This window comes from Pseudomonas sp. FP1742, from assembly GCF_030687145.1.
GTDB classification, from domain to species: Bacteria; Pseudomonadota; Gammaproteobacteria; order Pseudomonadales; family Pseudomonadaceae; genus Aquipseudomonas; species Aquipseudomonas frederiksbergensis_D.
The window spans coordinates 2199267-2222461 of sequence record NZ_CP117460.1; the positions used below are offsets into that span (position 1 = coordinate 2199267).

The following is a 23195-nucleotide window of genomic DNA, read 5'->3' on the forward strand; positions in this document are numbered from 1 at the left end:
CGGGCTTGCTCGCGAAAACGGCGGTACAGTCAACAATCGATGTCGCCTGATACAACGCCTTCGCGAGCAAGCCCGCTCCCACAGAGTTATCGCAATCCGTTATACATCGGCAATGGCCGTTCGCTTTGACAAGGGGCCGATGCTGCGGCACAGTGCGCGCCCTCTAATAAAACCCTTCCTTTATTCCGCTGGCGGCTCACGCAGACTGCCGGCCGGACTCTTTCCGTTTGCCTTGAGGTAACGATGATTAATGCAGTAATTGCCGCGGTCGGCATCATGCTGATACTCAGCCTGTCCCGCGTGCATGTGGTGATCGCGCTGATCGTGGGCGCGCTGGTCGGTGGCTTGACCGGTGGCCTGGGCATCGAAGCGACGCTCAAAGCCTTCAACAGCGGTCTCGGCGGTGGGGCGACGGTGGCGTTGTCCTACGCCTTGCTCGGCGCGTTTGCCGTGGCCATCGCCAAATCCGGCCTGGCCCATGCCCTGGCCGACAAAGCCCTGGCCATGGTCGATCGCCAGCACGCCAACGGCGGCGGCAATGTCAAATGGCTGCTGATCGGTTTGCTGTGGGTGGTGGCCATCGCTTCGCAGAACATTTTGCCGATTCATATCGCTTTTATCCCGTTGCTGGTGCCGCCTCTTTTATATGTGCTGACCAAACTGCAACTGGATCGTCGGTTGATCGCCTGTGTTATCACCTTCGGTTTGATCACGCCATACATGTTCCTGCCCGTGGGCTTCGGCAACATCTTCCTTAATGAAATCCTGCTGGCCAACGTCGCCCGCAGCGGGGTGGACATCAGCGGTATCAACGTCACCCATGCCATGGGCATTCCGGCGCTGGGCATGGTGTTCGGCCTCGGGGCAGCGTTCATCAGCTACCGCAAGAAACGTGTCTACGACCTGGAAAAGATCGAGCAAGTCGAGCAGGTCGCGGTGCAGTACAACCCGTTGAGCCTGATGGTCGCCGGCCTGGCAATTGCCGCCGCGTTCATTATTCAGCTGCTGCTGGACTCGATGATTATCGGAGCGCTGGCGGGTTTCCTGATCTTTTCGGCGTCGGGCATCGTCAAGTGGCGTGAAACCGACGACCTGTTCACCGAAGGCATGAAGATGATGGCGATGATCGGCTTCATCATGATCGCGGCGTCCGGGTTTGCCGAAGTGATGAAAGCCACCGGTCATGTGCAGACGCTGGTGGAGTCCTCGGCCTCGTGGATCGACCACAGCAAAGGCATCGGTGCGCTGTTGATGTTGCTGGTAGGGCTGTTGGTGACCATGGGCATCGGCTCGTCGTTTTCCACGGTACCGATTCTGGCGGCGATTTTTGTGCCATTGTGCGTGCAACTGGGCTTCAGCCCGATCGCCATCGTTTGCATCGTCGGCACCGCCGGCGCGCTGGGCGATGCCGGTTCACCCGCCTCGGACTCGACCCTGGGCCCGACCTCCGGTCTGAACATCGACGGCCAGCATCACCACATCTGGGACACCGTGGTCCCGACCTTCCTGCACTACAACCTGCCGTTGCTGGCGTTCGGTTGGGTGGCCGCGATGGTCCTGTAAAACACCCCGGATCAAATGTGGGAGCGGGCTTGCTCGCGAAAGCGATCGGTCAGACACATCAATGCTGGATGCGCCGCCGCCTTCGCGAGCAAGCCCGCTCCCACACTTGATTGCTGTGCCCTTCACTCAACTTTTGAATTGGCCGGCCGTTAAAGCCTTTAACCACGCCAATAAAATCAAAAGAGTGAACGTCATGCGCATGAGCCTGAAGGCCAAAGTCCTGTCCCTTGCCGTCCTCCCGGTGTTGCTCTTTGCGCTGGTCATCAGCCTGACCACGCTGTTCATTCTGCAGGAACAGGCCCGCAAGGAAGTCGAGGAAACCCGTCAGCGCCTGCTCAGCGATGCCAAGGCGACCCTGCAAAGTTACGTTGCCGTGGCCATGACCACGATCAAACCGCTCTACGACGCCGCCGCTCCCGGCGATGACGCGGCGCGGGCGCAGGTGATCAAGTTGCTGTCGAGTATCACCTACGGCAAGGACGGCTACTTCTTCGGCTACGACTCCAACACCGTGCGCCTGTTCAAGGCCAACAGCCCCGAAGGCGTGGGCCAGAGCTTCAAGGACAACCGCGACCCGAACGGCGTCTACGTCAACCGCGACCTGGTGAAAGTCGCCAAGGACGGTACCCACTACCTGCAATACAGCTCGCCGCTGCCCGGTAACACTCAAGTGCTGGTGCCCAAGCTCGGCTACACCGAATACCTGGCCAAGTGGGACATGGCGGTCGGCACCTCGGTCAACCTGGACGGCATCGAAGCTCAAGTGGCGGTGGTCGAGGCCAAGGTCCAGGAACGCATGCAAGGCGTGGTGCTGAGCATTGTCGGGATTGCCGTGGTGGTGCTGCTGGTGATTGCCGCTGCCGGGATGTTGTTGGCCAACACGATTCTGCGTCCGCTGAACCTGATGAAAGCCAACCTCGACGACATCGCGGCGGGCGAGGGCGACCTGACCCGGCGCCTGACCATCACCAGCCAGGATGAACTCGGCGAACTGGCCGGCTCGTTCAACCGTTTTGTCGACAAGATCCACGGCCTGGTACGTCAGATCACTGAAATGACCTCGCAGTTGACCGGGCTGGTGAATCAGGTGTCCGAACAGGCCCAGCGCTCGGATCAGGCCATGGAGCGCCAGCGTCACGAAACCGATCAGGTGGCCACGGCGATCAACCAAATGTCGGCGGCGGCCCAGGAAGTGGCCAAAAGCGCGCAAAACGCGGCGGTCGCTGCCCAGCAGACCGACGAAGAAGGCCAGGCGGCCAAGCGCGTGGTGGCCGGCAGTATCGTGAAGATTCATGCGTTGGTGAACGATATTCGCAGCAGCGGCGTGTCCCTCGACAGCCTGCAGAAAGACGTGTCGTCGATTGTCAGCGTGCTCGGGGTGATCCGTTCGATTGCCGAACAGACCAACCTGCTGGCGCTCAACGCCGCCATTGAAGCGGCCCGCGCCGGTGAGGCCGGGCGTGGTTTTGCGGTGGTCGCCGACGAAGTGCGGGCGCTGGCCAGCCGCACGCAAATCAGTACCCAGGAAATCCAGGGCATGATCGACCGCTTGCAGGCCGGCACCCAATCGGCGGTCGAGTCCATGCGCCGCTCCAGCGAAGCCGGCGACGGCACCTCGGCCCAGGCCAACGAGGCCGGGGCGTCGCTGGACGCCATGGCCCAGCTGATCGGCACGATCAACTCGATGAACGCGCAGATCGCCAGCGCCGCCGAAGAGCAAACCGCCGTGGCCGAGGAGATCAACCGCAGCGTACACCAGATCGCCGTGGCCGTGGACAGCGTTGCCGACGAAACCCAACTCGGCGCCCAAACCTCGCGCAGCCTGGCCGATCTCGGTCAGCGCCTGGGGCAACTGGTCGGGCAATTCCGTATTTGATTGTTGCCCCGATGGCGGCAAATCAAGAGATTTGAGCGACGAAAATCCTGTGGGAGTGTGGCTTGATTGACCGGCATTAGGGCTTGCCCCTCGCCACAGGGCAGTGTTCGCCCATGAGTGGCAACATCGCGACTACCCTCAATAGTAAGCAAACTCCGTCCAGGCATCTGTTTGAACCGGTTTCTGCAACGGGCGGTCATTTGCTTCAGGTGCCGCGCACCCGCGGCACCCGGACGACCCTAACCATGGAGTCAGACTCATGAACGACGGTACCTGCGACTGCCCGAAATGCTCCTGCAAACTGGGCGATCACCCCATCGTGCGTCACGGCAAGCACTATTGCTGTGAAGCCTGCGCCCACCATCACCAACACGGCGAAGAATGCTCCACCAAAGGCTGCAAGTGCGCTAAGCCCTGACCGCTCACCCAAAAAAGTGGAGCCTCAGCGGCTCCACTTTCAGTTTGAATAATCACCCTCCCTTTCAAAGCTCATTTCGCCGGTCGCCAGGTAACGTTCTCGACGCCGAATTTCTCCGCCAGCGGTTTACTGGTCTTTTGCACCCTCTCACGGCCAAAGCGCGGGATCCGGCCGACTCCGGCGTCGCAACTTGCCCAGTGCCAGGCCTCTGCATTGTCCATTTTGTCCAGGCGAATAATGAAAGACTTGGGCTGGCCGTGAAGGGTGTATTCAATGACGAAAAGTTTTGCGTTGTTCATAAAGCCTGTATTCCTCCCTGTTGTAATAGAAGGATCGCGAGGCGCGCGAAAAATTCAGTCGGATTGTCAGGCGGTTACAGTGACTGGCAACACGCCGCATGCCTCGCTACCATGGGACCTTCCCGCCCCCCAATGATCCTAGCCTATGGCCAAGGCCGCGCCGCCTGATTTGAGCGATACCGATGTGCCCGTGCAACCGCTGGCACGTACTTACCCGCGTGGGTTGTATATCGAGCCTCATGAGCACGTCTGGGGCCAGTTGCTGTACGCGATGAGCGGCGTGATGTGGGTCGAGACGCCCCATGAAGCGCTGGTGGTGCCGCCGCAACGGGCGGTCTGGCTGCCGCCGGGTGTGCCGCACGGGATTCGCGTGGTCTCTGACTTGCAGATGCGCAACATCTACCTGCGCCCGTCATTGGCGGCGACGCTGGACGACAGTGTGCAAGTGATTGAAGTCGGCGGCTTGCTGCGCGAACTGATCGTCGGGCTGGTGGAGCAGGGCGACAACGGGGCCCCGGATTACTACGACGCGTTGGTCGGCCTGGCCTTGCTGGAACTCAAGCGCGCCCGGCGTTCATTGCTGAAAATCCCGTTGCCGGATGACTCCGACCGGCGCCTGATGAACCTGTGCCAGGCGGTCATGGCGGCGCCGTCGCTGGACATTTCTTTCGAGCAACACGCCGAAAACGCCGGTGCCAGCGTGCGCACCCTGGCGCGGCTGTTCAAGGATGGATTGGGCATGGGTTTCGCCGAGTGGCGGCGGCAGGTGCAACTGGCGACTGCGGCGGCCGAATTGATTCAGGGGGTGGCGGTCAGCACCATTGCCCGGGAGCTGGGTTATTCGCCGAGCAGCTTCAGCGACATGTTCCGCCGGGAACTGGGCGTCGCGCCCTCGCAGTTTTGCGCGAGCCCGCGTGGAGGCTCAGGCGCGTAAAAGCGTTTTGGCCGACATTCAGAAGCACTTGGCCGATGTCCGTGGCGACCTCTCTCTAGACTCTGTGCATACCCCTTATGCCACGGAGTCTGCCATGAATTACCTCATCTCGTTGGGTATCGGCCTGGGCGTCGGTCTGCTCTACGGCGCGCTGGATTTTCGTTCCCCCGCACCGCCGGCCATTGCGCTGGTGGGCCTGCTGGGCATGCTCGCCGGTGAACAGTTGTGGCCCTTGGGTCGACAACTGGTGGCGGGCTGGATCTCCTGAAACCCTTTATCCATTCGGTGGAAACTTCCATGAAAGCACTGCAATTCGACAAAACCGGCGACCTCTCGGCCCTGCGCTACGTTGAGGTTCCTACCCCCATCCCCGGCACCGATGAAGTACTGGTCCAGATCAAGGCGGCGGGCCTCAATCCCAGCGATGTGAAAAACGTACTGGGACGGTTTCCCTACACCACGTTGCCACGGATCCCTGGCCGTGATTTCGCCGGCATCGTCGTCGAGGGTCCGCAGGCGCTGATCGGCCAGGAAGTCTGGGGCACCGGCCGGGAGCTGGGCTTCTTTGCCGACGGCTCCCACGCGCAATTCGTCAAACTGCCGGCCAATGGCGTGGCCTTGAAGCCGACGCACTTGAGTTTTGCCCAGGCCGCCAGCCTTGGCGTGCCGTACACCACGGCGTGGGATGCGCTGGAACGCAGCCTTGTGACGACCGGAACGCGGCTGTTGGTGATCGGCGGCGGGGCGGTGGGCAGTGCGGCACTGGCGCTGGCAAAAGTCCGGGGTGCCCAAGTGCTGGCGGCGGCGCGGCGGCCGGAGCAGGTCAAGGATTTGCAGGCGCAGGGTTATCAGACGCTGCAACTGGATAAGCCTGAGGACCTGGGCGCACAGGTCAGTGCCGTATATGCCGGCGGTGCCGACGTGATTTTCGACACCACCGGTTTCTGGCTGCCGGCCTCGGTCCCGGCGCTGGCCGCGTTCGGCCGCATCGCAATCATCGCCGCGCCGGCCGATGGGCATGTACAATTGCCGGCCCTGGCGCTGTATCGCAAGGGCGGTTCGGTGGTGGGGATCAATTCGTTGCTGTACGGGGTTCAGGCGTGTGCCGCGATGCTTGAGCAATTCGGCGCGTTTTTCGATCAGGGCCTGTTGCCATTGCCGGACGGGTTGGTTGAATCGCCATTGGCCGAAGGGCTGGAGCGGTATGCCGAGGTGAATCAGGGCAGCGGCGACAAGGTGATTTTGTTGCCTTGAAATACCCATGTGGGAGCGGGCTTGCTCGCGAAAGCGCTCTGTCAGTCGCATTAATGCTGGATGTGCTGCCGCCTTCGCGGGCAAGCCCGCTCCCACATGGGATGTGTAGTGTCGGATCAGACCTCAGGCACGCCTTTTTCCCAAACTGACCAATTGTTTAAAATTTCCTGCACCAACGGATTCCCTGTGCGGTACAGGTTCTCCAGTGCCGGCACAAAGCCGCCCTGATCGGCGTATTTGAGCAGGTTATCCACCTCGCTCTGGCCCGGCGCCGGCCGGTCGAAGTCGGAACCGGCGCGCACCACCGCCAGTCGCCGGACATCCACCAGGCCCTCGCGGCTGGCCCGTAGCAGCGCTTCGTAGGTGGAGTTGTCTTCCTGCTGAGTCGTGCAATAGACCCCTTCATTGTTGGTCAGCAGCTGGGTCCAGACTTCCGCGCGCTCACTCAAGCGCGTCCCGGAAAACCAGGTATTGCCCGCCAGCGTGTCGCACTGAGTCACCACCGGCGGCTGATTGGCCGGGGCCGACGGATACTTCAAGCGCCACGCCGCCGATTCCTTGCTCTCGCTCAGCTCGACTTTGTGGCTCAGGGCGAACGCCTTGGCCTGCAGCTTCGGATTGAGCTCGAACACTTCGGTCTTGTAATCCAGCGGCGGTTTTTCGTTCGGGCCTTTGGTGTTGATGCCCAGGTAGCCGGTCGGCCAGTCTTTCGGCGCGTCCCGGGAATCGAGTTCCCACTGGGTGCCGAATTCCACCAGATAGTGCGCCCACGCGGTGGTGCCGATGGTCCCGTGTTTCGGGCTGATGCCGGCAATCCCGGCGATCAGGAAATAACTTTTGCGCAAGTCGAATTTCGGCGACAGCGCCAGGGCCAGGGTTGAGGCCGCCGCGTTGGTCTGGCCCATGCCGGTGACCATCAGGCACACCTGTTGGGTGTTGCAGCGAATGTTCGGGTACTCGGCGGCCAGCCCCGGTACGCGCACCTCTTGCTTGAGTTCCAGGCGATCGATCCAGTTTTGCGCCTCGGGGGCGAACATGGTGATCAGCATCACTTTCGGCTGGATTGGTGCTTCAGTTGCCCATGCAGCGCAAGGGAGCAGGGTACCTAGTGCAAAACCGACAGACAGGGAAAGACGCGTCATTGCCTTCATAAAACCTCCTGATTCAAATGAGCCTTAAAACTGATAGCCGACACCGGCGTAGTAACCCCAGCCGTTGGAACGGGCGCGGAAGTCGCCGTCGCCGAAATTCAACTCACTGCCGTCCTCCCAGTTGCCGCCGTTGTGGAAGTAACGGCCGACCAGGGTGAAACGCAAGTGGGTGAAGGCGTAGAGCAACACGTTGGTGGCCACGGTGGCGTTGGCGGTGCGGGCTGGGTTGTCCTTGTGCAGGTCGGAGCCGAAGTCGAAGTTGGTGAAGCCGATGTAGGTCAGCGAAGCGCCGTTGCTGAAACTGCTGATGGGCACGATGTATTTGAGTTGGGCGCGGTAGCCGTCCCACGAATACTCGTTGCTGGCGCCGTAGTTTTCCCACTGGTAGCGACCGTAGAAGTTGGCCGACAGGTTGACCCGCGAATGGGTATCGATGTCGGTGCCGAGGCCGCTGTACAGCGTGTTGGCACGGTTGGCGCTGTTGCTGCCGTGGTCGTAGATCCAGTCGAACGCCACGTACCATTCCTTGAACGGCCCGACGGCCAGGCTGCGGCCGGCGAGGTAGTCGATGGAAATCCGCGGTTCGTGCTCCATGAACACTGGCGAGCCGTGGTCCCATACGCCTTTGTCATGGCTGTTGCCGATGTCGAAGATCTTCGGAATGTCGATGTAGCCGTACAACTCGAACGGCCCCTTGCGGCCGAAGTATTCGTATTCCAGGTAAATATCGTCGGCCGGTTGCGGGCCGAAACTGATGTCCTTGCTGCCGATGACGGTCAGGTCCTGATTGAACCAGTCCGACAGGTACGCACCTTTTTTCGGCGGGTGGGCTTCAGGGCTGAGGGCTTCGCCCTGGGCGGATTCTTCGGTGGCGGCCGGTTGGGCCAACGCGGAGCTGCTGAGTAGTCCTGTAACGCTGGCCAACAGCAAGGAAACAGCAAACGTGCGCGAGCAAGTCACGCGACTGGAGGTGCAATGCATTAAAAGTCCCTTTTCGTGCGGATCGAAGCCCCGGTGGTGCGGGCTTGTGCGGTTAAGTGGCGAACAGGCCGGTATCGGCGACTCGCAAACGTTTGCACAAGCTATACCAATTTTCTCAAAGCGCTGAAAAGCCGGAGGAATTGGCGGTTTTGCTGTCCTTTTGGTCAAGGATTTCGGACGGTGGGGGAAAGGAGACTTACCTGAGTGCACCAAAGCGAGTGTCGTTGCACAAAGATCGTACTTACGCGCCCTCCTACAAATGGGGGTTGCTGTAGAATCCTGGGCATTGACTTCACAAGGTGCATCCCATGAGCGAGCCGATTCGTCTGACCCAATACAGCCACGGCGCAGGTTGCGGCTGCAAGATTTCGCCCCAGGTGCTGGAGGTGATTCTGGCCGGTAGCGGCGCGCAGAATCTGGACCCGAAACTCTGGGTCGGCAATGCCTCGCGCGATGACGCGGCGGTGTATGCCATCGACGAAGAACGTGGCGTGGTGTCGACCACTGACTTCTTTATGCCGATCGTCGACGACCCGTTCGATTTCGGCCGTATCGCCGCCACCAACGCCATCAGCGACATTTACGCCATGGGCGGCGATCCGTTGATGGCGATTGCGATCCTCGGCTGGCCGGTCAATGTGCTGGCGCCGGAGATCGCCCGGGAAGTGATTCGCGGCGGGCGTTCGGTCTGCGATGAAGCGGGAATCCCCCTGGCCGGCGGCCATTCCATCGACGCGCCTGAGCCGATCTTCGGCCTGGCCGTGACCGGACTGGTGGAAAAGCGCCACATGAAGCGCAACGACACCGCCACCGCCGGATGCCTGCTCTATCTCACCAAACCCTTGGGTATCGGCATCCTCACCACCGCCGAGAAGAAGGGCAAGTTACGTCATGCCGACATCGGCCTGGCCCGCGACTGGATGTGCACCCTGAACAAACCCGGCAGCCGTTTCGGCAAGCTCGATGGCGTGACCGCGATGACCGACGTCACCGGTTTCGGCCTGCTCGGGCACTTGGTGGAAATGGCCGATGGCAGCAACGTGACCGCCCGCATCGGCTATGACCGTGTGCCGCGCCTGCCGGGCGTCGAGTATTACCTCGACCAGGGCTGCGTGCCCGGCGGCACGCTGCGCAATTTCGACAGCTACGCCAGCAAGGTCGGCCGGCTCCAGGAGTTGCACAAACGTGTGCTCTGCGACCCGCAGACCAGTGGTGGCCTGCTGATTGCAGTCACCCCTGAAGGCAACGAACAGTTCCTCAACGCTGCCGCCGAGCTTGGCCTGAACCTTGAGCCGATCGGCGAACTGGTAGAGCGACAGACCTACGCGGTTGAGGTGGTTTGATGTCCAGAGACTTCACCGATTACCGCGACATCTTCCTCAACGACCGGCCGATGATGGATGTGCGCGCGCCGGTCGAATTCCTCAAGGGCTCATTCCCCGGCGTGGTCAACCTGCCGCTGATGAATGACCACGAGCGGCAACGGGTCGGCACTTGCTACAAACAACACGGCCAGCAAGCGGCGATCACGCTGGGGCATCAGTTGGTGGCCGGCCAGATCAAGGCCGAGCGCATCCAGGCCTGGGCCGATTTTGCCCGGGCGCATCCGGATGGTTATTTGTATTGTTTTCGCGGCGGACTGCGTTCGCAGATCACCCAGCAGTGGCTCAAGGACGAAGCGGGCATCGACTATCCGCGGGTCGGTGGCGGCTACAAGGCCATGCGCACCTTCTTGCTCGACACGCTCGACCAGGCCGTTGCCCAGTGTGATTTCGTCTTGCTGGGTGGCATGACCGGCACCGGCAAGACCGAGGTGCTCACGCAATTGGGCAACGCGCTGGACCTTGAAGGTCACGCCCATCATCGCGGCTCCAGTTTCGGCAAGCGCGCCACCGGCCAGCCCTCCAACATCGACTTTGAAAACCGCCTGGCCGTGGACGTGCTGAAAAAACGCGCCAACGGTATCGAGCAGTTTGTGCTCGAAGACGAGAGCCGCGCGATCGGCAGTTGCGCGCTGCCGTTACCGCTGTATCAGGGCATGCAGCAGTTTCCGATGGTCTGGCTTGAAGACAGCCTGGAAGGGCGCGTCGAGCGGATCCTGCGCGATTACGTGGTGGATTTATGCGCCGAATTCACCGAGGTGTATGGCGATGAAGGCTTCACGCTGTTTTCCGAGCGGATGTTGGCGAGCCTGAACAATGTCCAGAAACGCCTGGGTGGCGAACGTCACCAGCGGATCCTGACCTTGATGGAAGACGCGCTGGCGGAACAGGCCAACAGCGGTGCGGTGGACTTGCACCGGGGCTGGATCGAAGGGCTGCTGCGCGAGTATTACGACCCGATGTATGTGTTTCAGCGGGAGAAGAAGGGCGCGCGGATCGAGTTTGTCGGGGAGCGGGGGGCGGTGCTTGAGTACCTGCGGGAGCGGGGTAATCAGCGGGGGTGATGTTGTTTTTGCCGGTCTCTTCGCGAGCAAGCCCGCTCCCACATTGGATCTTCAGTGAACACAGACTTTGTGCATAACAGAGACCCAATGTGGGAGCGGGCTTGCTCGCGAAGGGGCCCTGACAGGCACCCATTTCTTGAAACACAGCCACCCCGACCTTACATCGGACAAGCTTCCTGACCGTTATTCAGCCCTTGCTTGTAACTGTGGCTCTGCAGGCTGGCCTTGCCGTTGTGCCAGGTCAGGGTGAGCACGTACAGCGAGTCATAGTCGTTGGAGGCCCAGTCATTGGCGATGTTCTGTTTTGAGCCGACGGCTTCCCCGGCGACCTTGTTGATCAGCTCGGGCAGGTAGCCATGGGACCAGGCGGTATAGATGATCGAGTTGTGATATTTGTCCCGAAGCAGTTCATCGGCCAGGTCGCTGGTGTCGTTGGCCGCAAACTCGATGTTTACCGGCAAGCCGAGCTTGATCGCGCTGGGGTTGATGGTCATCAGGGGGCGGATGTAACTGTAGGAGTTGTCCAGCTCGCCTTCCTCGACATTGCGCGTCGGGTTGGCGGCAAACACGTAGTTGGCCTTGCCGAATTTTTCCGGCAACAAGGTGGCCAGGTCGATGGAGCGGTTCAGTCCCTGGCAATTGAGCTGACCCAGGCCGCCGGCCGGCTTTTCCGCGTGGCGTAAAAACACTAGCGTCTGTGTACCGTCCGCTGGTTGGGCGCGACTTTCACTGGATTCCAGCGACAAAAACAACGCGCCGGCCGCCAATAGAGTGGGTAGGAAGATATAAGCACGATGGTTGAAGCGATTGGTGATTTTCAAAGGATTCATCATCGAATAGGTGATCTTCAGCGCATTCGGTTAAGGCTGACAAACCTTGACACCGCAAGCTCCGAGCATAGGGTGTTTTCCATGTCGTTGACCCGGTCCATTTCTAACAGGGCAATGCTCAGAGTCAACTGAAGCCCTTTTGGTTCGATTCGAGCTTCGATCCGAGCGAAGTGCCTGGCACTTTAGCGGTAACCTTGAGCAGATTTGCGGAAAGGTTATTGACAGGATGTTTCGGTTTTATGGACACAGTACACATCGTATCCCCGTCCCCCTTATGATCTTCACTCCGTTTTTCCCATGGATGCCCTTTATGACCAATTTGTCTGCATTCCCCATCACCCGAAAATGGCCGGCCCAGTACCCGGAGTGGATCCAGCTCTATTCCTTGCCCACGCCCAATGGTGTCAAGGTTTCGATCATGCTCGAAGAGATCGGGCTGCCCTACGAACCGCATCGTGTGGGCTTCGAAACCAACGATCAGCTGTCTCCCGAGTTTCTGTCGCTGAACCCCAATAACAAGATTCCGGCGATCATCGACCCCCACGGTCCGGACGATCAACCGCTGGCACTGTTCGAGTCGGGGGCGATTTTGATCTACCTCGCCGACAAGAGCGGGCAACTGCTGGCCCAGGAATCGGCGGCGCGTTATGAGACCATTCAGTGGTTGATGTTTCAGATGGGCGGTATCGGGCCGATGTTCGGCCAGCTCGGTTTCTTCAACAAATTCGCCGGCAAGGACTACGAAGACAAGCGTCCCCGTGATCGTTACGTCGACGAAAGCAAACGCTTGCTCAAGGTCCTTGATGGCCGCTTGCAAGGGCGCGACTGGATCATGGGCGAGCGCTACACCATCGCCGACATCGCGATCTTTCCATGGGTGCGCAACCTGATCGGCTTCTACGAAGCGGGTGATCTGGTCGGCATCCAGAATTTCCCCAATGTCACTCGCGTGCTGGAGCGTTTCCTGGCAAGGCCGGCGGTGATTCGCGGGCTGGAAATCCCCAAGCAACTCCTTTGAACCCCTCATCACCAAGGCAGGCAATGAGCTCATTCGATTTCAAGCAAGTAGATGTCTTCAGCCGTGTGGCGCTCAAGGGCAATGCGCTGGCGGTGGTGTTCGGCGCAGACAGGCTGAGCGATGAGCGCATGGCGGCATTCGCGACCTGGACCAACCTCAGCGAAACCACTTTCGTGCTCGAGCCTCGAGACCCCAGGGCCGACTATCGGGTACGTATCTTCACCACTCAGCAAGAGTTGCCGTTCGCCGGTCATCCGACGCTGGGCACCTGCCATGCCTGGCTCGAGGCCGGTGGGGTGCCCAAGGGCGAGGAGATCATTCAGGAGTGCGGTGTCGGGTTGGTGCGAGTGCGTCGACAGGGCGCGGAGCTGGCGTTTCTCGCACCACCGTTGCTCAAGTCCGGCCCGGTGGACGCCGAGCTGGTCGAGCGCGTGCGGCGGGGCCTCGGCTTGGCACCGTGGGCGATTGTGCGTACGCAATGGGTCGACAATGGCGCCGGCTGGTTGGCGGTGATGGTCGAGGATCGGCAGCAGGTGCTGGACTTGCAACCGGATCATTCGCAGCTGCTCGGCCTCGCCGTCGGTATCATTGCGCCGTGGCACCCCGAGCGCGACGGCACTGACGCGCAGTTCGAAGTGCGGGCGTTCATCTCCGGCGACGGCATGCCGGAAGACCCGGCCACCGGCAGCCTGAACGCCGGGATCGCTCAATGGTTGCTCGGTGAAGGGCTGGCCCCGACGTCCTACGTCGTCAGCCAGGGCCTGAGCATGGGCCGCGCCGGACGGATTCGGGTGGAGCAGGTGGGGGATGAGATTTGGGTGGGTGGCGCGGTGGTGACCTGCATCAGCGGCATACTGACGCTTTAACCTGTGGGAGCGGGCTTGCTCGCGAATGCGGTGGGTCAGTCGACATTAATGTTGAATGATAGTCAGCCTTTGCGAGCAAGTCGGACCGCCGTACTGCCGATCCCACAGGGTTCTGTGCTGGCTGCGGGGATTGTTGCCGAACCGGTAACGCTTTGTTCCGTGTCTGAGGTTTGTACCCCACGCCTTGCAGGGCATAAGCTTCGCCCCCTACGACCTTTGTCTCATTCGCCGTTTTTCAGGAAGGCCCATGTCCAGTCAGTTCCCCGAAGCACGTCCACGCCGTCTGCGCCGCAATGCGAGCCTGCGCAGCCTGTTCCAGGAAACCGAATTCACCTTGAACGATCTGGTGTTGCCGATTTTCGTCGAGGAAGAAATCGATGATTTCGTGCCGATCAAAAGCATGCCCGGGATGATGCGCATTCCCGAGTCGAAACTGGCCGGTGAGATCGAGCGGTATGCCCGGGCCGGGATCAAGTCGGTGATGACGTTTGGCGTGTCTCACCATCTGGACAGCAGCGGCAGCGACACCTGGAACGACAATGGCCTGGTGTCGCGCATGTCGCGCATTGCCAAAGACGCCGTGCCGGAAATGATCGTGATGTCCGACACCTGTTTTTGTGAGTACACCGACCACGGCCATTGCGGCGTTTTGCACCGGCACGAAGTCGACAACGACCAGACCCTGATCAACCTCGGCAAGCAAGCCGTGGCCGCCGCTCGGGCCGGTGCCGATGTGATCGCGCCGTCGGCGGCCATGGACGGGCAGGTCCAGGCCATTCGCCGGGCGCTCGACGCAGCGGGGTTCAGCCAGACCGCGATCATGGCCTATTCGACCAAGTTCGCCTCGGCGCTCTATGGCCCGTTCCGCGAAGCCGGCGGCAGTGCGCTCAAGGGCGACCGCAAAAGCTATCAGATGAACCCGATGAACCGCCGCGAAGCGGTGCGTGAATCGTTGCTGGACGAACAGGAAGGCGCCGACGCGCTGATGGTCAAGCCGGCCGGCGCGTACCTGGACATTATTCGCGACATCCGTGAAGCCTCGCGCCTGCCGTTGTCGGCGTATCAGGTGAGCGGCGAATACGCGATGATCAAATTCGCCGCCCAGGCCGGGGCGATCGATGAAGATCGCGTCGTGCGTGAAAGCCTTGGGGCGATCAAGCGGGCGGGGGCGGATTTGATCTTCACTTACTTCGCGATGGACCTGGCCCTGGCCGGGATCTAAAGATCATCCCATAACCCTGTGGGAGCGGGCTTGCCCACGAAGGCGGTGTATCAGTCACCATAAGTATCGACTGGCACACCGCCTTCGCGAGCAAGCCCGCTCCCACATTTGATCTTCGGCGGCCTCGGGGTCAGCTGATGAAAGGCCGTATCCCATGATCGCGGAAATACCGTTCGATCACCTTCGGATCGGCGCTGTAGTCGGCGATCGCCACATAGGTATCCGGGCGCAGCAGGTAAAACCCGTTGCGCGCCAGCCCCACGGTGTCAAACACCGGCCGCCAGTCGAACACCTGCAACGGCAGGTGATGCGCGCTGCACCAAGCGATCATCTCGTCGCTGGTTTCGCCATACACATGCACCTGCCAGGTCAGGTATTTCAGCGATTCGAAGTTGTCCCCTTCATCGTCGTGGGCCCAGGGCAGGCGATCACCGCCGTGAATATGGCCGGTAACGCCCTCACTCAACGGCATGCCGCGATAGTTGAGCGTGGTCTGCGACACCGTGCGAAACATGAACTCCCGGGCCGCCTCGAACGAGATCATTTTCGGGATCAAAAACGGTGCCACACGCATGCGGATCACGTCGGCAATTGGCCCATCGGCGGTGACGAAATTGAACACCCGGTCAGTGGTGGCCACCAGGCGCCGGGCGAAGGCGATGCGTTCGGTTTCATAACTGTCGAGCAGTTTGGTCGTGGCGCTACCGCTTAACACCGCCGCGAGTTTCCAGGCCAGATTGATTGCGTCGCCAATCCCGGTGTTCATGCCCTGGCCACCCGCCGGGCTGTGGACATGGGCGGCGTCACCCAATAGAAACGCGCGCCCGGTGCGAAAGTGATCCGCTACCCGGTGATGCACGCGGTAGGTCGAGAACCAGTTCACCTGATCGATCTGCACTTTTAAATGCTCGATGGCCCGACTGCTGACATCTGCAAACTGGAGGGTTTCGGCGCGGTCGGCGCGTTCGTCGCGAACCGTGCCGATCAGCCGGGCGCGACCTTCGCTGGACAAAGGAAAAATGGCGAGGAAGTCGGCTTCGTCGAGGTCCACGTGCAGTTCACCGTTGAACGTCGGGCCGCGGGCCTGCACATCCGCTACGTAGAAAATCTGCTGGTAGGTGCCCCCCGGAAAATCGGTGTCCAGGGTCTTGCGCACAATCGAGCGGGCGCCATCGCAGCCTGCGAGGTAACAGGCCTGGCAGGTTTCCTGCTGGCCATCCGGCAAGCGCAACCGGGCGCTGATGCCGTCGCCGGCCTCTTCGAAGCTTTGCAGTTCGGTGTTGCGCTCCACCGTAACTCCGAAGGTTTCCAGGCGTTCGATCAGCAGTTGTTCGTGCTCGTCTTGCGGATAGATTTCCAGAAATGCATAGGGCGTCAAACCCTCGCCGATGGTGCTCAACGGCAGGCGTGCGACCGGTTCGCCCTTGACCCAGAAATTCGCTGCGCACACTTTATGGCCGTTCTGGACCACGGCTTCGCTGAGGTCGAGCTGGCGATACAGTTCCAGCGTCCTGGCCTGTACCGCCAACGCGCGTGAGGTGGTGCCGGGGGCGGAAGTCTTGTCGATAATCCGCACCCTGATCCCCAGTTTGCTCAGCCATAGCGCCAGGACCAGCCCGGTCGGGCCGGCGCCGATGATCAGCACGTCGCTACGGTTCATGGGCCTGTCCTCCTCGGTGTGTGGATCAAGTATGGTTCAACCGAAGTGCACTCGCGGGCCGACTGCTCAACGGAAAACGCCGGAGTGTTCACGGAACAGTGAGAGGCCGGCGACAGTCATAGCCTGCGCCATGCCATTGGTCGTATGGTTAACCCGGCTCAACGGATTTGATGGAGCACCATGCAAGCCAATCGATTGATCATGACGATGGCCGCGCTGTCGGTACTGGCCGGTTGCGGCACTCAGCGCACTCAGGAGCCGCCGGCCCGCAAGCCTGCCGAGGTCAAGGCCGAGATCGTGCGCCTGCTGCCGACCAAGACAGTCGACCCTCAGGGCTGGGCCACGGACATTTACGCGGCGTTTGCCGCGCAAAAGATTTCGCCAACCACACAAAACCTGTGTTCGGTACTCGCGGTCACTGAACAGGAGTCGACATTTCAGGCTGATCCACCGGTGCCGGGCCTGGGCAAGATCGCCCGGGACGAAATCGACCGCCGCGCCGACAAGGCCCATATCCCCAGCCTGTTGGTCAGCGGTGCCTTGCAGGTGCGTTCGCCTAACGGCAAAAGCTACAGCGACCGGCTGAACGCCGCGCGCAGCGAAAAAGAACTCAGCGCGATTTTCGATGACTTCATCGGCATGGTGCCCATGGGCCGGACCTTGTTCGGCGGGTTCAACCCGGTGCACACCGGCGGGCCGATGCAGGTCAGCATCGACTTCGCCGAGCAGCAGGCGCGGGATTATCCCTACCCGGTGTCCGGCTCGATTCGCCGTGAAGTGTTCACCCGTCGCGGCGGTATGTACTTCGGTATTGCCCACTTGCTCGGTTACCCGGTGAGTTACGAGCAGCCGCTGTATCGCTTCGCCGATTTCAACGCCGGTTGGTACGCCAGCCGCAATGCGGCGTTTCAGAATGCGGTCAGTCGTGCCACCGGCATCCCGCTGGCGCTGGATGGCGATCTGGTGCGCTACGACTCGATCATGCCCGGCACCACGGAATTGGCAGTGCGCACCCTCGGCAAGCAATTGGACATGCGCAACCCGACCATTCGGGATCAGCTGGAGGAGGGTAAAGGTCTCGAATTCGAGGACACACGGCTCTATCGGCGTGTCTTCGCCCTGGCTGAACAGGCCGAAGGCCGGCCATTACCCCGGGCGGTGTTGCCGGGGATCGTGCTGCAAAGCCCGAAAATCACCCGCAAGCTCACCACGGCGTGGTTCGCCAAGCGGGTCGATGAGCGTTATCGGCGTTGCATGACGCGCGCGGGGAAGTAACGAGCCAGGCCAAAACCTGTCAGTCAAGGCGCGCAAATTGTGGGAGCGGACTTGCTCGCGAAGGCGGCGGCACACTCAACATTGACGTCGCCTGACACACCGTCTTCGCGAGCAAGCCCGCTCCCACAGGGATTGCGCTCTGACTGATGGGTATTGGGTTGATAAGGCATTCGAGCACAATCTTCGGCAGCTGCTACAAAGAGAGAGTCGCAGAGGAGATTTAGTCATGTACCAGCTCTATGGGCATCAGAATTCGGGTGCGGCTGCCATCGAAGCCGCGCTGGAACTGTGCGAGGTTCCTTATCGCTTCATCGACGTTTCATCGTCCCCGGAGGCGGTGCAGGCGTTGGAGAAGCTCAACCCGCTCAAGCAGGTTCCCACGCTGCAAATGCCCGATGGTGGTGTGCTCACCGAGAGTGCGGCCATCCTCATCCATCTGGGCCTCACATTCCCGGAGTCGAACCTGCTGCCGGAAAACCCGCTCAAGCGCGATCAGGTGATTCATGGCCTGGTGTACATCGTCAGCAATTGCTATGCCGCCATCGGCATCATCGATTACCCCGAGCGCTGGCTGGCCGAGGCGGACGAGTCGTCCCGGCAAAACCTCATGGCCGGAGCCCGCCGGCGCTTGCATTGGCATTGGGAGGTGTTTGCCGATCAGTTCGCCGGCAAGTTGTACCTGGACGATGGGAAGCCGGGCGCGCTGGATATTCTGGCGGCGGTGGTGACACGGTGGGCCGGTACGCGGGAGCACTTGCGTGTTGCACGGCCGGGGTTCTTCGCCTGGCTCGAACGCTTCGACCGGCACCCTGCATTGGCGCCGGTCTTTTCACGGCATTGGCCATAGGAACACCGCCAAACAAATGTGGGAGCGGGCTTGCTCGCGAAGACGGTGTGTCAGTCACCATAAGTGTCGACTGACATACCGTCTTCGGAGCAAGCCCGGCTCCCACTGGGGGAATTGTGGTGTGTCGCGCAATCACTCGCCGCGAATGTACTGCTCCAGCTGCCGAATCAGTTCAGCCTGCTCGGCAATGGCTTCCTTGACCAGGTCGCCGATCGACAACAAGCCCAGCAACTCGCCGTTTTCCACTACCGGCAAGTGCCGCAGGCGTTTGTCGGACATGATGCCCATGCAGGTTTCGACGGTTTGATGGGTGTCCACGGTAATCACCGGCGACACCATGATGTCGCTGACCGGTGTGCCGACGGAGGAGCGCCCCTTGAGCACCAGTTTGCGCGCATAGTCCCGCTCACTGATGATGCCGACCACCTTTCCCTCTTTCAGGACCGGCAACGCGCCGACGTTTTTTGCGGCCATCAGCATCAGCGCTTCCAGCACCATTTGATGAGGCGCAATGGTGTGGACTGCCTGATTCTGTTGGGCCTTTAACTTGAGCAGTTGGGCGACGGTTTTCATGACGGCTTCTCGGGTGTTGTCGTTGTTCTTGAAGAATCGTAGAGACAGGCTCACAGAGCAAGGGAGAAAGCGGCAGATAACACGCAAATAGCGTCATTCAGGGATTTTTCTTTGTAAAAGCCCGGTGTCAGTCAAGGTATGGAACCTGTGGGAGCGGGCTTGCTCGCGAAAGCGGTGCGTCAGGCAACATTAATGTCGACTGACACACCGCTTTCGCGAGCAAGCCCGCTCCCACAGGTCGATCACGCGTAGAATCACCCCTTGAATCAAATCGTTGAGGTTGCAGTGGTGGATTTACAGCAGGGCTTCGTCCTGACCCGGCATTGGCGCGATACCCCGGCCGGCACCGAAGTCGAGTTCTGGCTGGCGACCGATGCCGGTCCCCGGCGCATCCGCCTGCCCCATCAACCGTCGGTCGCGTTCATTCCGGCAACCCAGCGCGAGCAAGCCGAAACGGTATTGCGTGGCGAAAAGAACGTCGAACTGCGATCGTTGGCCCTTCAGGATTTCGAGCACCGCCCGGTGCTCGGCCTGTATTGCCAGCAGCACGGCCAATTGATGCGTCTGGAAACCGCCCTGCGCAAATCGGGCGTCGAGGTATTCGAAGCCGACATCCGCCCGCCGGAACGCTACATGATGGAGCGTTTCATCACCGCGCCGGTTTTGTTCGGCGGTACCCCCGGCGCCGAAGGCCTGCTGCTCGACGCGCAAATGAAACCCGCCCCCGGCTACCGGCCGAACCTGCGGCTGGTCTCGCTGGACATCGAAACCACCGCGCAGGGCGAGTTGTATTCCATCGCCCTGGAAGGCTGCGGTGAGCGTCAGGTGTACATGCTCGGGTCGCCCAATGGCGATGACAGCGGGGTGGATTTCCAGCTCGAATACTGCGATTCGCGAACCCTGCTGCTGAAAAAACTCAATGAATGGTTCGCCCGGCACGACCCCGACGCCATCATTGGCTGGAACGTCGTGCAGTTCGACCTGCGCGTCCTGCACGAACATGCCCGCCGCCTGGCGGTGCCGTTGAAGCTGGGGCGTGGCGGCGAAGAAATGCAGTGGCGCGAGCACGGCAGCGGCAATCATTATTTCGCCTCGGCCGCCGGCCGGTTGATCATCGACGGCATCGAGGCGCTGCGTTCGGCGACCTGGAGCTTTCCCTCGTTCAGCCTGGAAAACGTTGCGCAAACGCTGTTGGGTGAGGGCAAGTCGATCGACAACCCGTACCAGCGCATGGACGAAATCAACCGCATGTTCGCTGAGGACAAACCGGCCCTGGCCAAGTACAACCTCAAGGACTGCGAACTGGTGACGCGGATCTTCGCCAAGACCGAGTTACTAACCTTCCTCCTCGAACGCGCCAGCGTCACCGGTTTGCCGGCGGACCGCAGCGGTGGTTCGGTGGCGGCATTCACGCACCTGTATATGCCGTTGATGCATCGTCAGGGCTTCGTTGCGCCGAACCTTGGCAATAAACCACCGCAGGCCAGCCCCGGCGGTTTTGTCATGGACTCGCAGCCTGGTCTGTACGAATCGGTGCTGGTGCTCGACTACAAAAGCCTCTATCCGTCGATCATCCGCACCTTCCTGATCGACCCGGTGGGTTTGATCGAAGGGCTCAAGCACCCCGACGACAGCGAGTCGGTGCCAGGCTTTCGCGGTGCCCGTTTCTCCCGTACCCGGCATTGCCTGCCAGCCATCATCGCCCGGGTCGCCGAAGGCCGCGAAACCGCCAAGCGTGAACACAATGCGCCGCTGTCCCAGGCGCTGAAAATCATCATGAATGCGTTTTACGGGGTACTGGGTTCCAGCGGTTGTCGCTTCTTCGATACCCGGTTGGCTTCGTCCATCACCTTGCGCGGGCACGAGATCATGCTGCGTACCCGCCAACTCATCGAAGCGCAGGGCCACGCGGTGATCTACGGCGATACCGACTCGACTTTCGTCTGGCTGCGCCGCCCCCATGGTCAGGCCGAAGCCGCGCAGATCGGCCACGCGCTGGTGGACCACGTCAACCAGTGGTGGCGCGAGCATGTGAAACAGGAATATGGGCTGGAAAGTGCCCTGGAGTTGCAGTTCGAAACCCACTACAAACGCTTTCTGATGCCGACCATTCGCGGCGCCGAGGAGGGCAGCAAGAAGCGCTATGCCGGGTTGGTCACCCGCGCCGACGGCACCGACGAGATGGTCTACAAAGGCCTGGAAACCGTGCGCACCGACTGGTCGCCGTTGGCCCGGCAGTTCCAGCAGGAACTGTATCTGCGCATTTTCAACCGCAAGCCCTATCAGGATTACGTGCGTGACTATGTGCGCAAGACTCTGGCCGGTGAGTTCGACGAGCGCCTGATCTACCGCAAACGCCTGCGTCGTCCCCTCGATGATTATCAGCGCAACGTGCCGCCCCATGTGCGGGCCGCGCGGATCGCCGATGACTACAACGACCAACAGGGGCGCCCACGGCAGTATCACAACGGCGGCTGGATCAGCTACGTGATCACTGTCGCCGGCCCCGAGCCGCTGGAAATCCGCAGCGCGCCCATCGACTACGACCATTACGTCACCCGGCAGCTGCAACCGGTGGCGGACGCTATCCTGCCGTTCGTGGATGACGATTTTTCAACGCTGATTGGGGGGCAACTGGGCCTGTTTTGAGTCCAGCAGCGACAGCGTCCAGTCGTCCGGTATGCCGTGAAAATATTGATCCAGCGCCTGATGGAACAGGCTGCCTTTTGGCGAAACCTGGGCGAACAGCGTCATCGATGAGTGGAACTTGAGGTTGTCGGGGTGACCGAAAATCCTGGTGATCGAGCTTTGCGGGATGTCCAGAACCAGTTGCGTGCACATGCGCAAGCGTGGACCCAGCAACGGATGCTCCAGGTACGCCGTGGCTTCTTCACTGGAGCGAATGGCAAAGTAGCGGGACATTTCGCTATCACCCAACCCGGCAAACTGCGGAAAGATGAACCACATCCAGTGCCGACGTTTCTGGCCGGCGCGCAGTTCCTCCTGCACCCACTCGAACACAGGATCCTGCGCCTGGACGAAGCGTGGCAAATTGAAAGCGTCGAGCTGATCGGTACTTCTCATGCCGATGCCCTCTGATAGAACCGCGATGGCTCAGACCATGGCCAACCGCTGCTTGCGTTGTGGCGCGCGAAACGCTTGGTCCAGCGCCTCCAGATCCCCAGCCTCCAGGCGCAAATGCGCCGCTTGTGCGTTGAGCCGCACATGCTCGGGGTGGACCGCTTTGGGGATGGCGATCACCCCGTTCTGACGCAGAATCCATGCCAGCGCTACCTGCGCAGGTGTCGCCTCGTGACGGGCGGCAACCTGTTTGAGTATTGGATTGGCCAGCATGTACCCGCCCTGGCCGATCGGACAGTAGGCCATCACCGGCATCTTTTGCCGTTGGCTCCAGGGCAGCAGATCGAATTCGATGCCGCGTTCTTCCAGGTTATACAGCACCTGATTGGTGGCGCAGGCCGGTGAGGCCAGTTCATCCAGGTCGTCCAGGTCGAAGTTGGACACGCCCCAACGGCTGATCTTGCCGTCTTCACGCAGGCGTTCGAAGGCTTCGACGGTTTCCTCAAGGGGATACTCGCCGCGCCAGTGCAACAGATAAAGATCGATGTAATCGGTGTTCAGCCGGCGTAGGCTGCGTTCGCAGGCCTGGGGGATACCTCTGCGGCTGGCGTTGTGGGGGTAGACCTTGCTGACCAGGAAAACCTGGTCACGCAGACCGGTGATAGCTTCACCCACTACCTCTTCGGCGCCCCCTTCGGCGTACATTTCAGCGGTGTCGATCAGGGTCATGCCCAACTCGATGCCCAGGCGCAGCGCTGCAACTTCCTTGGTGTGTCGGGAGCGCTCCTCCCCCATGTGCCAGGTGCCTTGGCCGATGACCGGCACATGGCTGCCGGCCAGCTCAAGAGTGCGCATGAATCCTCCTTCCGAAGCCCGATCGATACTACAGTGGGCAGCAAAA

Annotated in this window: 21 protein-coding genes and 2 pseudogenes; 15 read left to right on the plus strand and 8 right to left on the minus strand. The window is 60.9% G+C overall.

The annotated features are described in order from the left end of the window. The first annotated feature begins 246 nt into the window (after positions 1–246). The 4 genes and pseudogenes from PSH64_RS09745 to PSH64_RS09755 all read left to right on the plus strand — a co-directional run bounded on the left by PSH64_RS09745 (position 247) and on the right by PSH64_RS09755 (position 3857). Positions 247–1563 (plus strand): Na+/H+ antiporter family protein, encoded by a 1317-nt coding sequence (locus PSH64_RS09745; RefSeq protein ID WP_181150683.1) that lies wholly within the window; start codon positions 247–249, stop codon positions 1561–1563. A 199-nt stretch (positions 1564–1762) separates the two neighbouring features. Then, positions 1763–2533: pseudogene (locus PSH64_RS30385) on the plus strand (cache domain-containing protein); the annotation flags it as partial. Between the two features lie 318 nt (positions 2534–2851). Then, positions 2852–3439, plus strand: a pseudogene (locus PSH64_RS30390) (methyl-accepting chemotaxis protein); the annotation flags it as partial. A 259-nt stretch (positions 3440–3698) separates the two neighbouring features. Then, positions 3699–3857 carry a metallothionein gene (locus PSH64_RS09755; RefSeq protein WP_018925378.1) on the plus strand — a complete coding sequence of 53 codons (159 nt, stop codon included), beginning with the start codon at positions 3699–3701 and terminating at the stop codon, positions 3855–3857. A gap of 71 nt (positions 3858–3928) precedes the next feature. Here the strand turns inward: PSH64_RS09755 and PSH64_RS09760 are convergent, their stop codons facing one another. After that, positions 3929–4156, minus strand: coding sequence for a DUF6555 family protein (locus tag PSH64_RS09760; RefSeq protein ID WP_105344194.1), 228 nt, complete (start codon positions 4154–4156; stop codon positions 3929–3931). Between the two features lie 145 nt (positions 4157–4301). Here PSH64_RS09760 and PSH64_RS09765 point away from each other — a divergent pair, with 145 nt between their 5' ends. The 3 genes from PSH64_RS09765 to PSH64_RS09775 all read left to right on the plus strand — a co-directional run bounded on the left by PSH64_RS09765 (position 4302) and on the right by PSH64_RS09775 (position 6344). After that, positions 4302–5090: a helix-turn-helix transcriptional regulator gene (locus tag PSH64_RS09765; RefSeq protein WP_305480553.1), complete on the plus strand. Its 789-nt coding sequence runs from the start codon at positions 4302–4304 to the stop codon at positions 5088–5090. Between the two features lie 94 nt (positions 5091–5184). Beyond that, positions 5185–5358 (plus strand): DUF1427 family protein, encoded by a 174-nt coding sequence (locus PSH64_RS09770; RefSeq protein WP_007933035.1) that lies wholly within the window; start codon positions 5185–5187, stop codon positions 5356–5358. Positions 5359–5387: 29 nt separating this feature from the next. Further along, complete coding sequence (locus PSH64_RS09775) at positions 5388–6344, plus strand: zinc-binding alcohol dehydrogenase family protein (protein WP_305480554.1); 957 nt, start codon at positions 5388–5390, stop codon at positions 6342–6344. A 116-nt stretch (positions 6345–6460) separates the two neighbouring features. On the opposite strand, the gene PSH64_RS09780 is transcribed toward PSH64_RS09775, so the two are convergent. Together PSH64_RS09780 and PSH64_RS09785 are read right to left on the minus strand one after the other, a co-directional pair. Continuing rightward, positions 6461–7495, minus strand: a complete 1035-nt coding sequence (locus tag PSH64_RS09780) for a purine nucleoside permease (protein WP_305480555.1) — start codon at positions 7493–7495, stop codon at positions 6461–6463. Positions 7496–7519: 24 nt separating this feature from the next. Continuing rightward, positions 7520–8476: a nucleoside-specific channel-forming protein Tsx gene (locus PSH64_RS09785; protein ID WP_305480556.1), complete on the minus strand. Its 957-nt coding sequence runs from the start codon at positions 8474–8476 to the stop codon at positions 7520–7522. Between the two features lie 308 nt (positions 8477–8784). On the opposite strand from PSH64_RS09785, the gene selD reads away from it, so the two are divergent. Both selD and mnmH read left to right on the plus strand, forming a co-directional pair. Continuing rightward, positions 8785–9819: a selenide, water dikinase SelD gene (selD, locus tag PSH64_RS09790; RefSeq protein WP_105344183.1), complete on the plus strand. Its 1035-nt coding sequence runs from the start codon at positions 8785–8787 to the stop codon at positions 9817–9819. Next, complete coding sequence (mnmH, locus tag PSH64_RS09795) at positions 9819–10922, plus strand: tRNA 2-selenouridine(34) synthase MnmH (protein ID WP_305480557.1); 1104 nt, start codon at positions 9819–9821, stop codon at positions 10920–10922. The genes selD and mnmH overlap by 1 nt, the downstream gene beginning before the upstream one ends. Positions 10923–11080: 158 nt before the next feature. On the opposite strand, the gene PSH64_RS09800 is transcribed toward mnmH, so the two are convergent. Continuing rightward, positions 11081–11755: a histidine phosphatase family protein gene (locus PSH64_RS09800; protein ID WP_305480558.1), complete on the minus strand. Its 675-nt coding sequence runs from the start codon at positions 11753–11755 to the stop codon at positions 11081–11083. A gap of 307 nt (positions 11756–12062) precedes the next feature. On the opposite strand from PSH64_RS09800, the gene PSH64_RS09805 reads away from it, so the two are divergent. From PSH64_RS09805 to hemB, 3 genes are all read left to right on the plus strand, one after another. Further along, positions 12063–12770, plus strand: a complete 708-nt coding sequence (locus PSH64_RS09805; RefSeq protein ID WP_305480559.1) for a glutathione S-transferase family protein — start codon at positions 12063–12065, stop codon at positions 12768–12770. Between the two features lie 23 nt (positions 12771–12793). Beyond that, complete coding sequence (locus PSH64_RS09810) at positions 12794–13636, plus strand: PhzF family phenazine biosynthesis protein (RefSeq protein WP_105344172.1); 843 nt, start codon at positions 12794–12796, stop codon at positions 13634–13636. A 247-nt stretch (positions 13637–13883) separates the two neighbouring features. Further along, complete coding sequence (gene hemB, locus PSH64_RS09815) at positions 13884–14858, plus strand: porphobilinogen synthase (protein WP_305480560.1); 975 nt, start codon at positions 13884–13886, stop codon at positions 14856–14858. Between the two features lie 130 nt (positions 14859–14988). On the opposite strand, the gene PSH64_RS09820 is transcribed toward hemB, so the two are convergent. Then, positions 14989–16518 (minus strand): FAD-dependent oxidoreductase, encoded by a 1530-nt coding sequence (locus tag PSH64_RS09820; protein ID WP_305480561.1) that lies wholly within the window; start codon positions 16516–16518, stop codon positions 14989–14991. A 180-nt stretch (positions 16519–16698) separates the two neighbouring features. Between PSH64_RS09820 and PSH64_RS09825 the strand changes: the two genes are divergently transcribed. Together PSH64_RS09825 and PSH64_RS09830 are read left to right on the plus strand one after the other, a co-directional pair. Then, positions 16699–17793, plus strand: a complete 1095-nt coding sequence (locus PSH64_RS09825) for a DUF1615 domain-containing protein (protein WP_105344166.1) — start codon at positions 16699–16701, stop codon at positions 17791–17793. Positions 17794–18019: 226 nt separating this feature from the next. After that, entirely contained in the window at positions 18020–18640 is a 621-nt protein-coding gene (locus PSH64_RS09830) for a glutathione S-transferase N-terminal domain-containing protein (RefSeq protein WP_105344157.1), read from the plus strand. Between the two features lie 132 nt (positions 18641–18772). Here the strand turns inward: PSH64_RS09830 and PSH64_RS09835 are convergent, their stop codons facing one another. Further along, positions 18773–19213, minus strand: coding sequence for a CBS domain-containing protein (locus tag PSH64_RS09835; RefSeq protein WP_305480562.1), 441 nt, complete (start codon positions 19211–19213; stop codon positions 18773–18775). Between the two features lie 288 nt (positions 19214–19501). Between PSH64_RS09835 and PSH64_RS09840 the strand changes: the two genes are divergently transcribed. Then, positions 19502–21862, plus strand: a complete 2361-nt coding sequence (locus tag PSH64_RS09840) for a DNA polymerase II (protein ID WP_305481130.1) — start codon at positions 19502–19504, stop codon at positions 21860–21862. On the opposite strand, the gene PSH64_RS09845 is transcribed toward PSH64_RS09840, so the two are convergent. Both PSH64_RS09845 and PSH64_RS09850 read right to left on the minus strand, forming a co-directional pair. Beyond that, the gene (locus PSH64_RS09845) at positions 21827–22297 is read right to left on the minus strand and encodes a DUF1810 domain-containing protein (protein ID WP_105344151.1); all 471 of its coding nucleotides are present in this window, start codon (positions 22295–22297) and stop codon (positions 21827–21829) included. The genes PSH64_RS09840 and PSH64_RS09845 overlap by 36 nt on opposite strands. Positions 22298–22327: 30 nt before the next feature. After that, positions 22328–23149, minus strand: a complete 822-nt coding sequence (locus PSH64_RS09850) for an aldo/keto reductase (RefSeq protein ID WP_305480563.1) — start codon at positions 23147–23149, stop codon at positions 22328–22330. Positions 23150–23195: the final 46 nt, after the last annotated feature.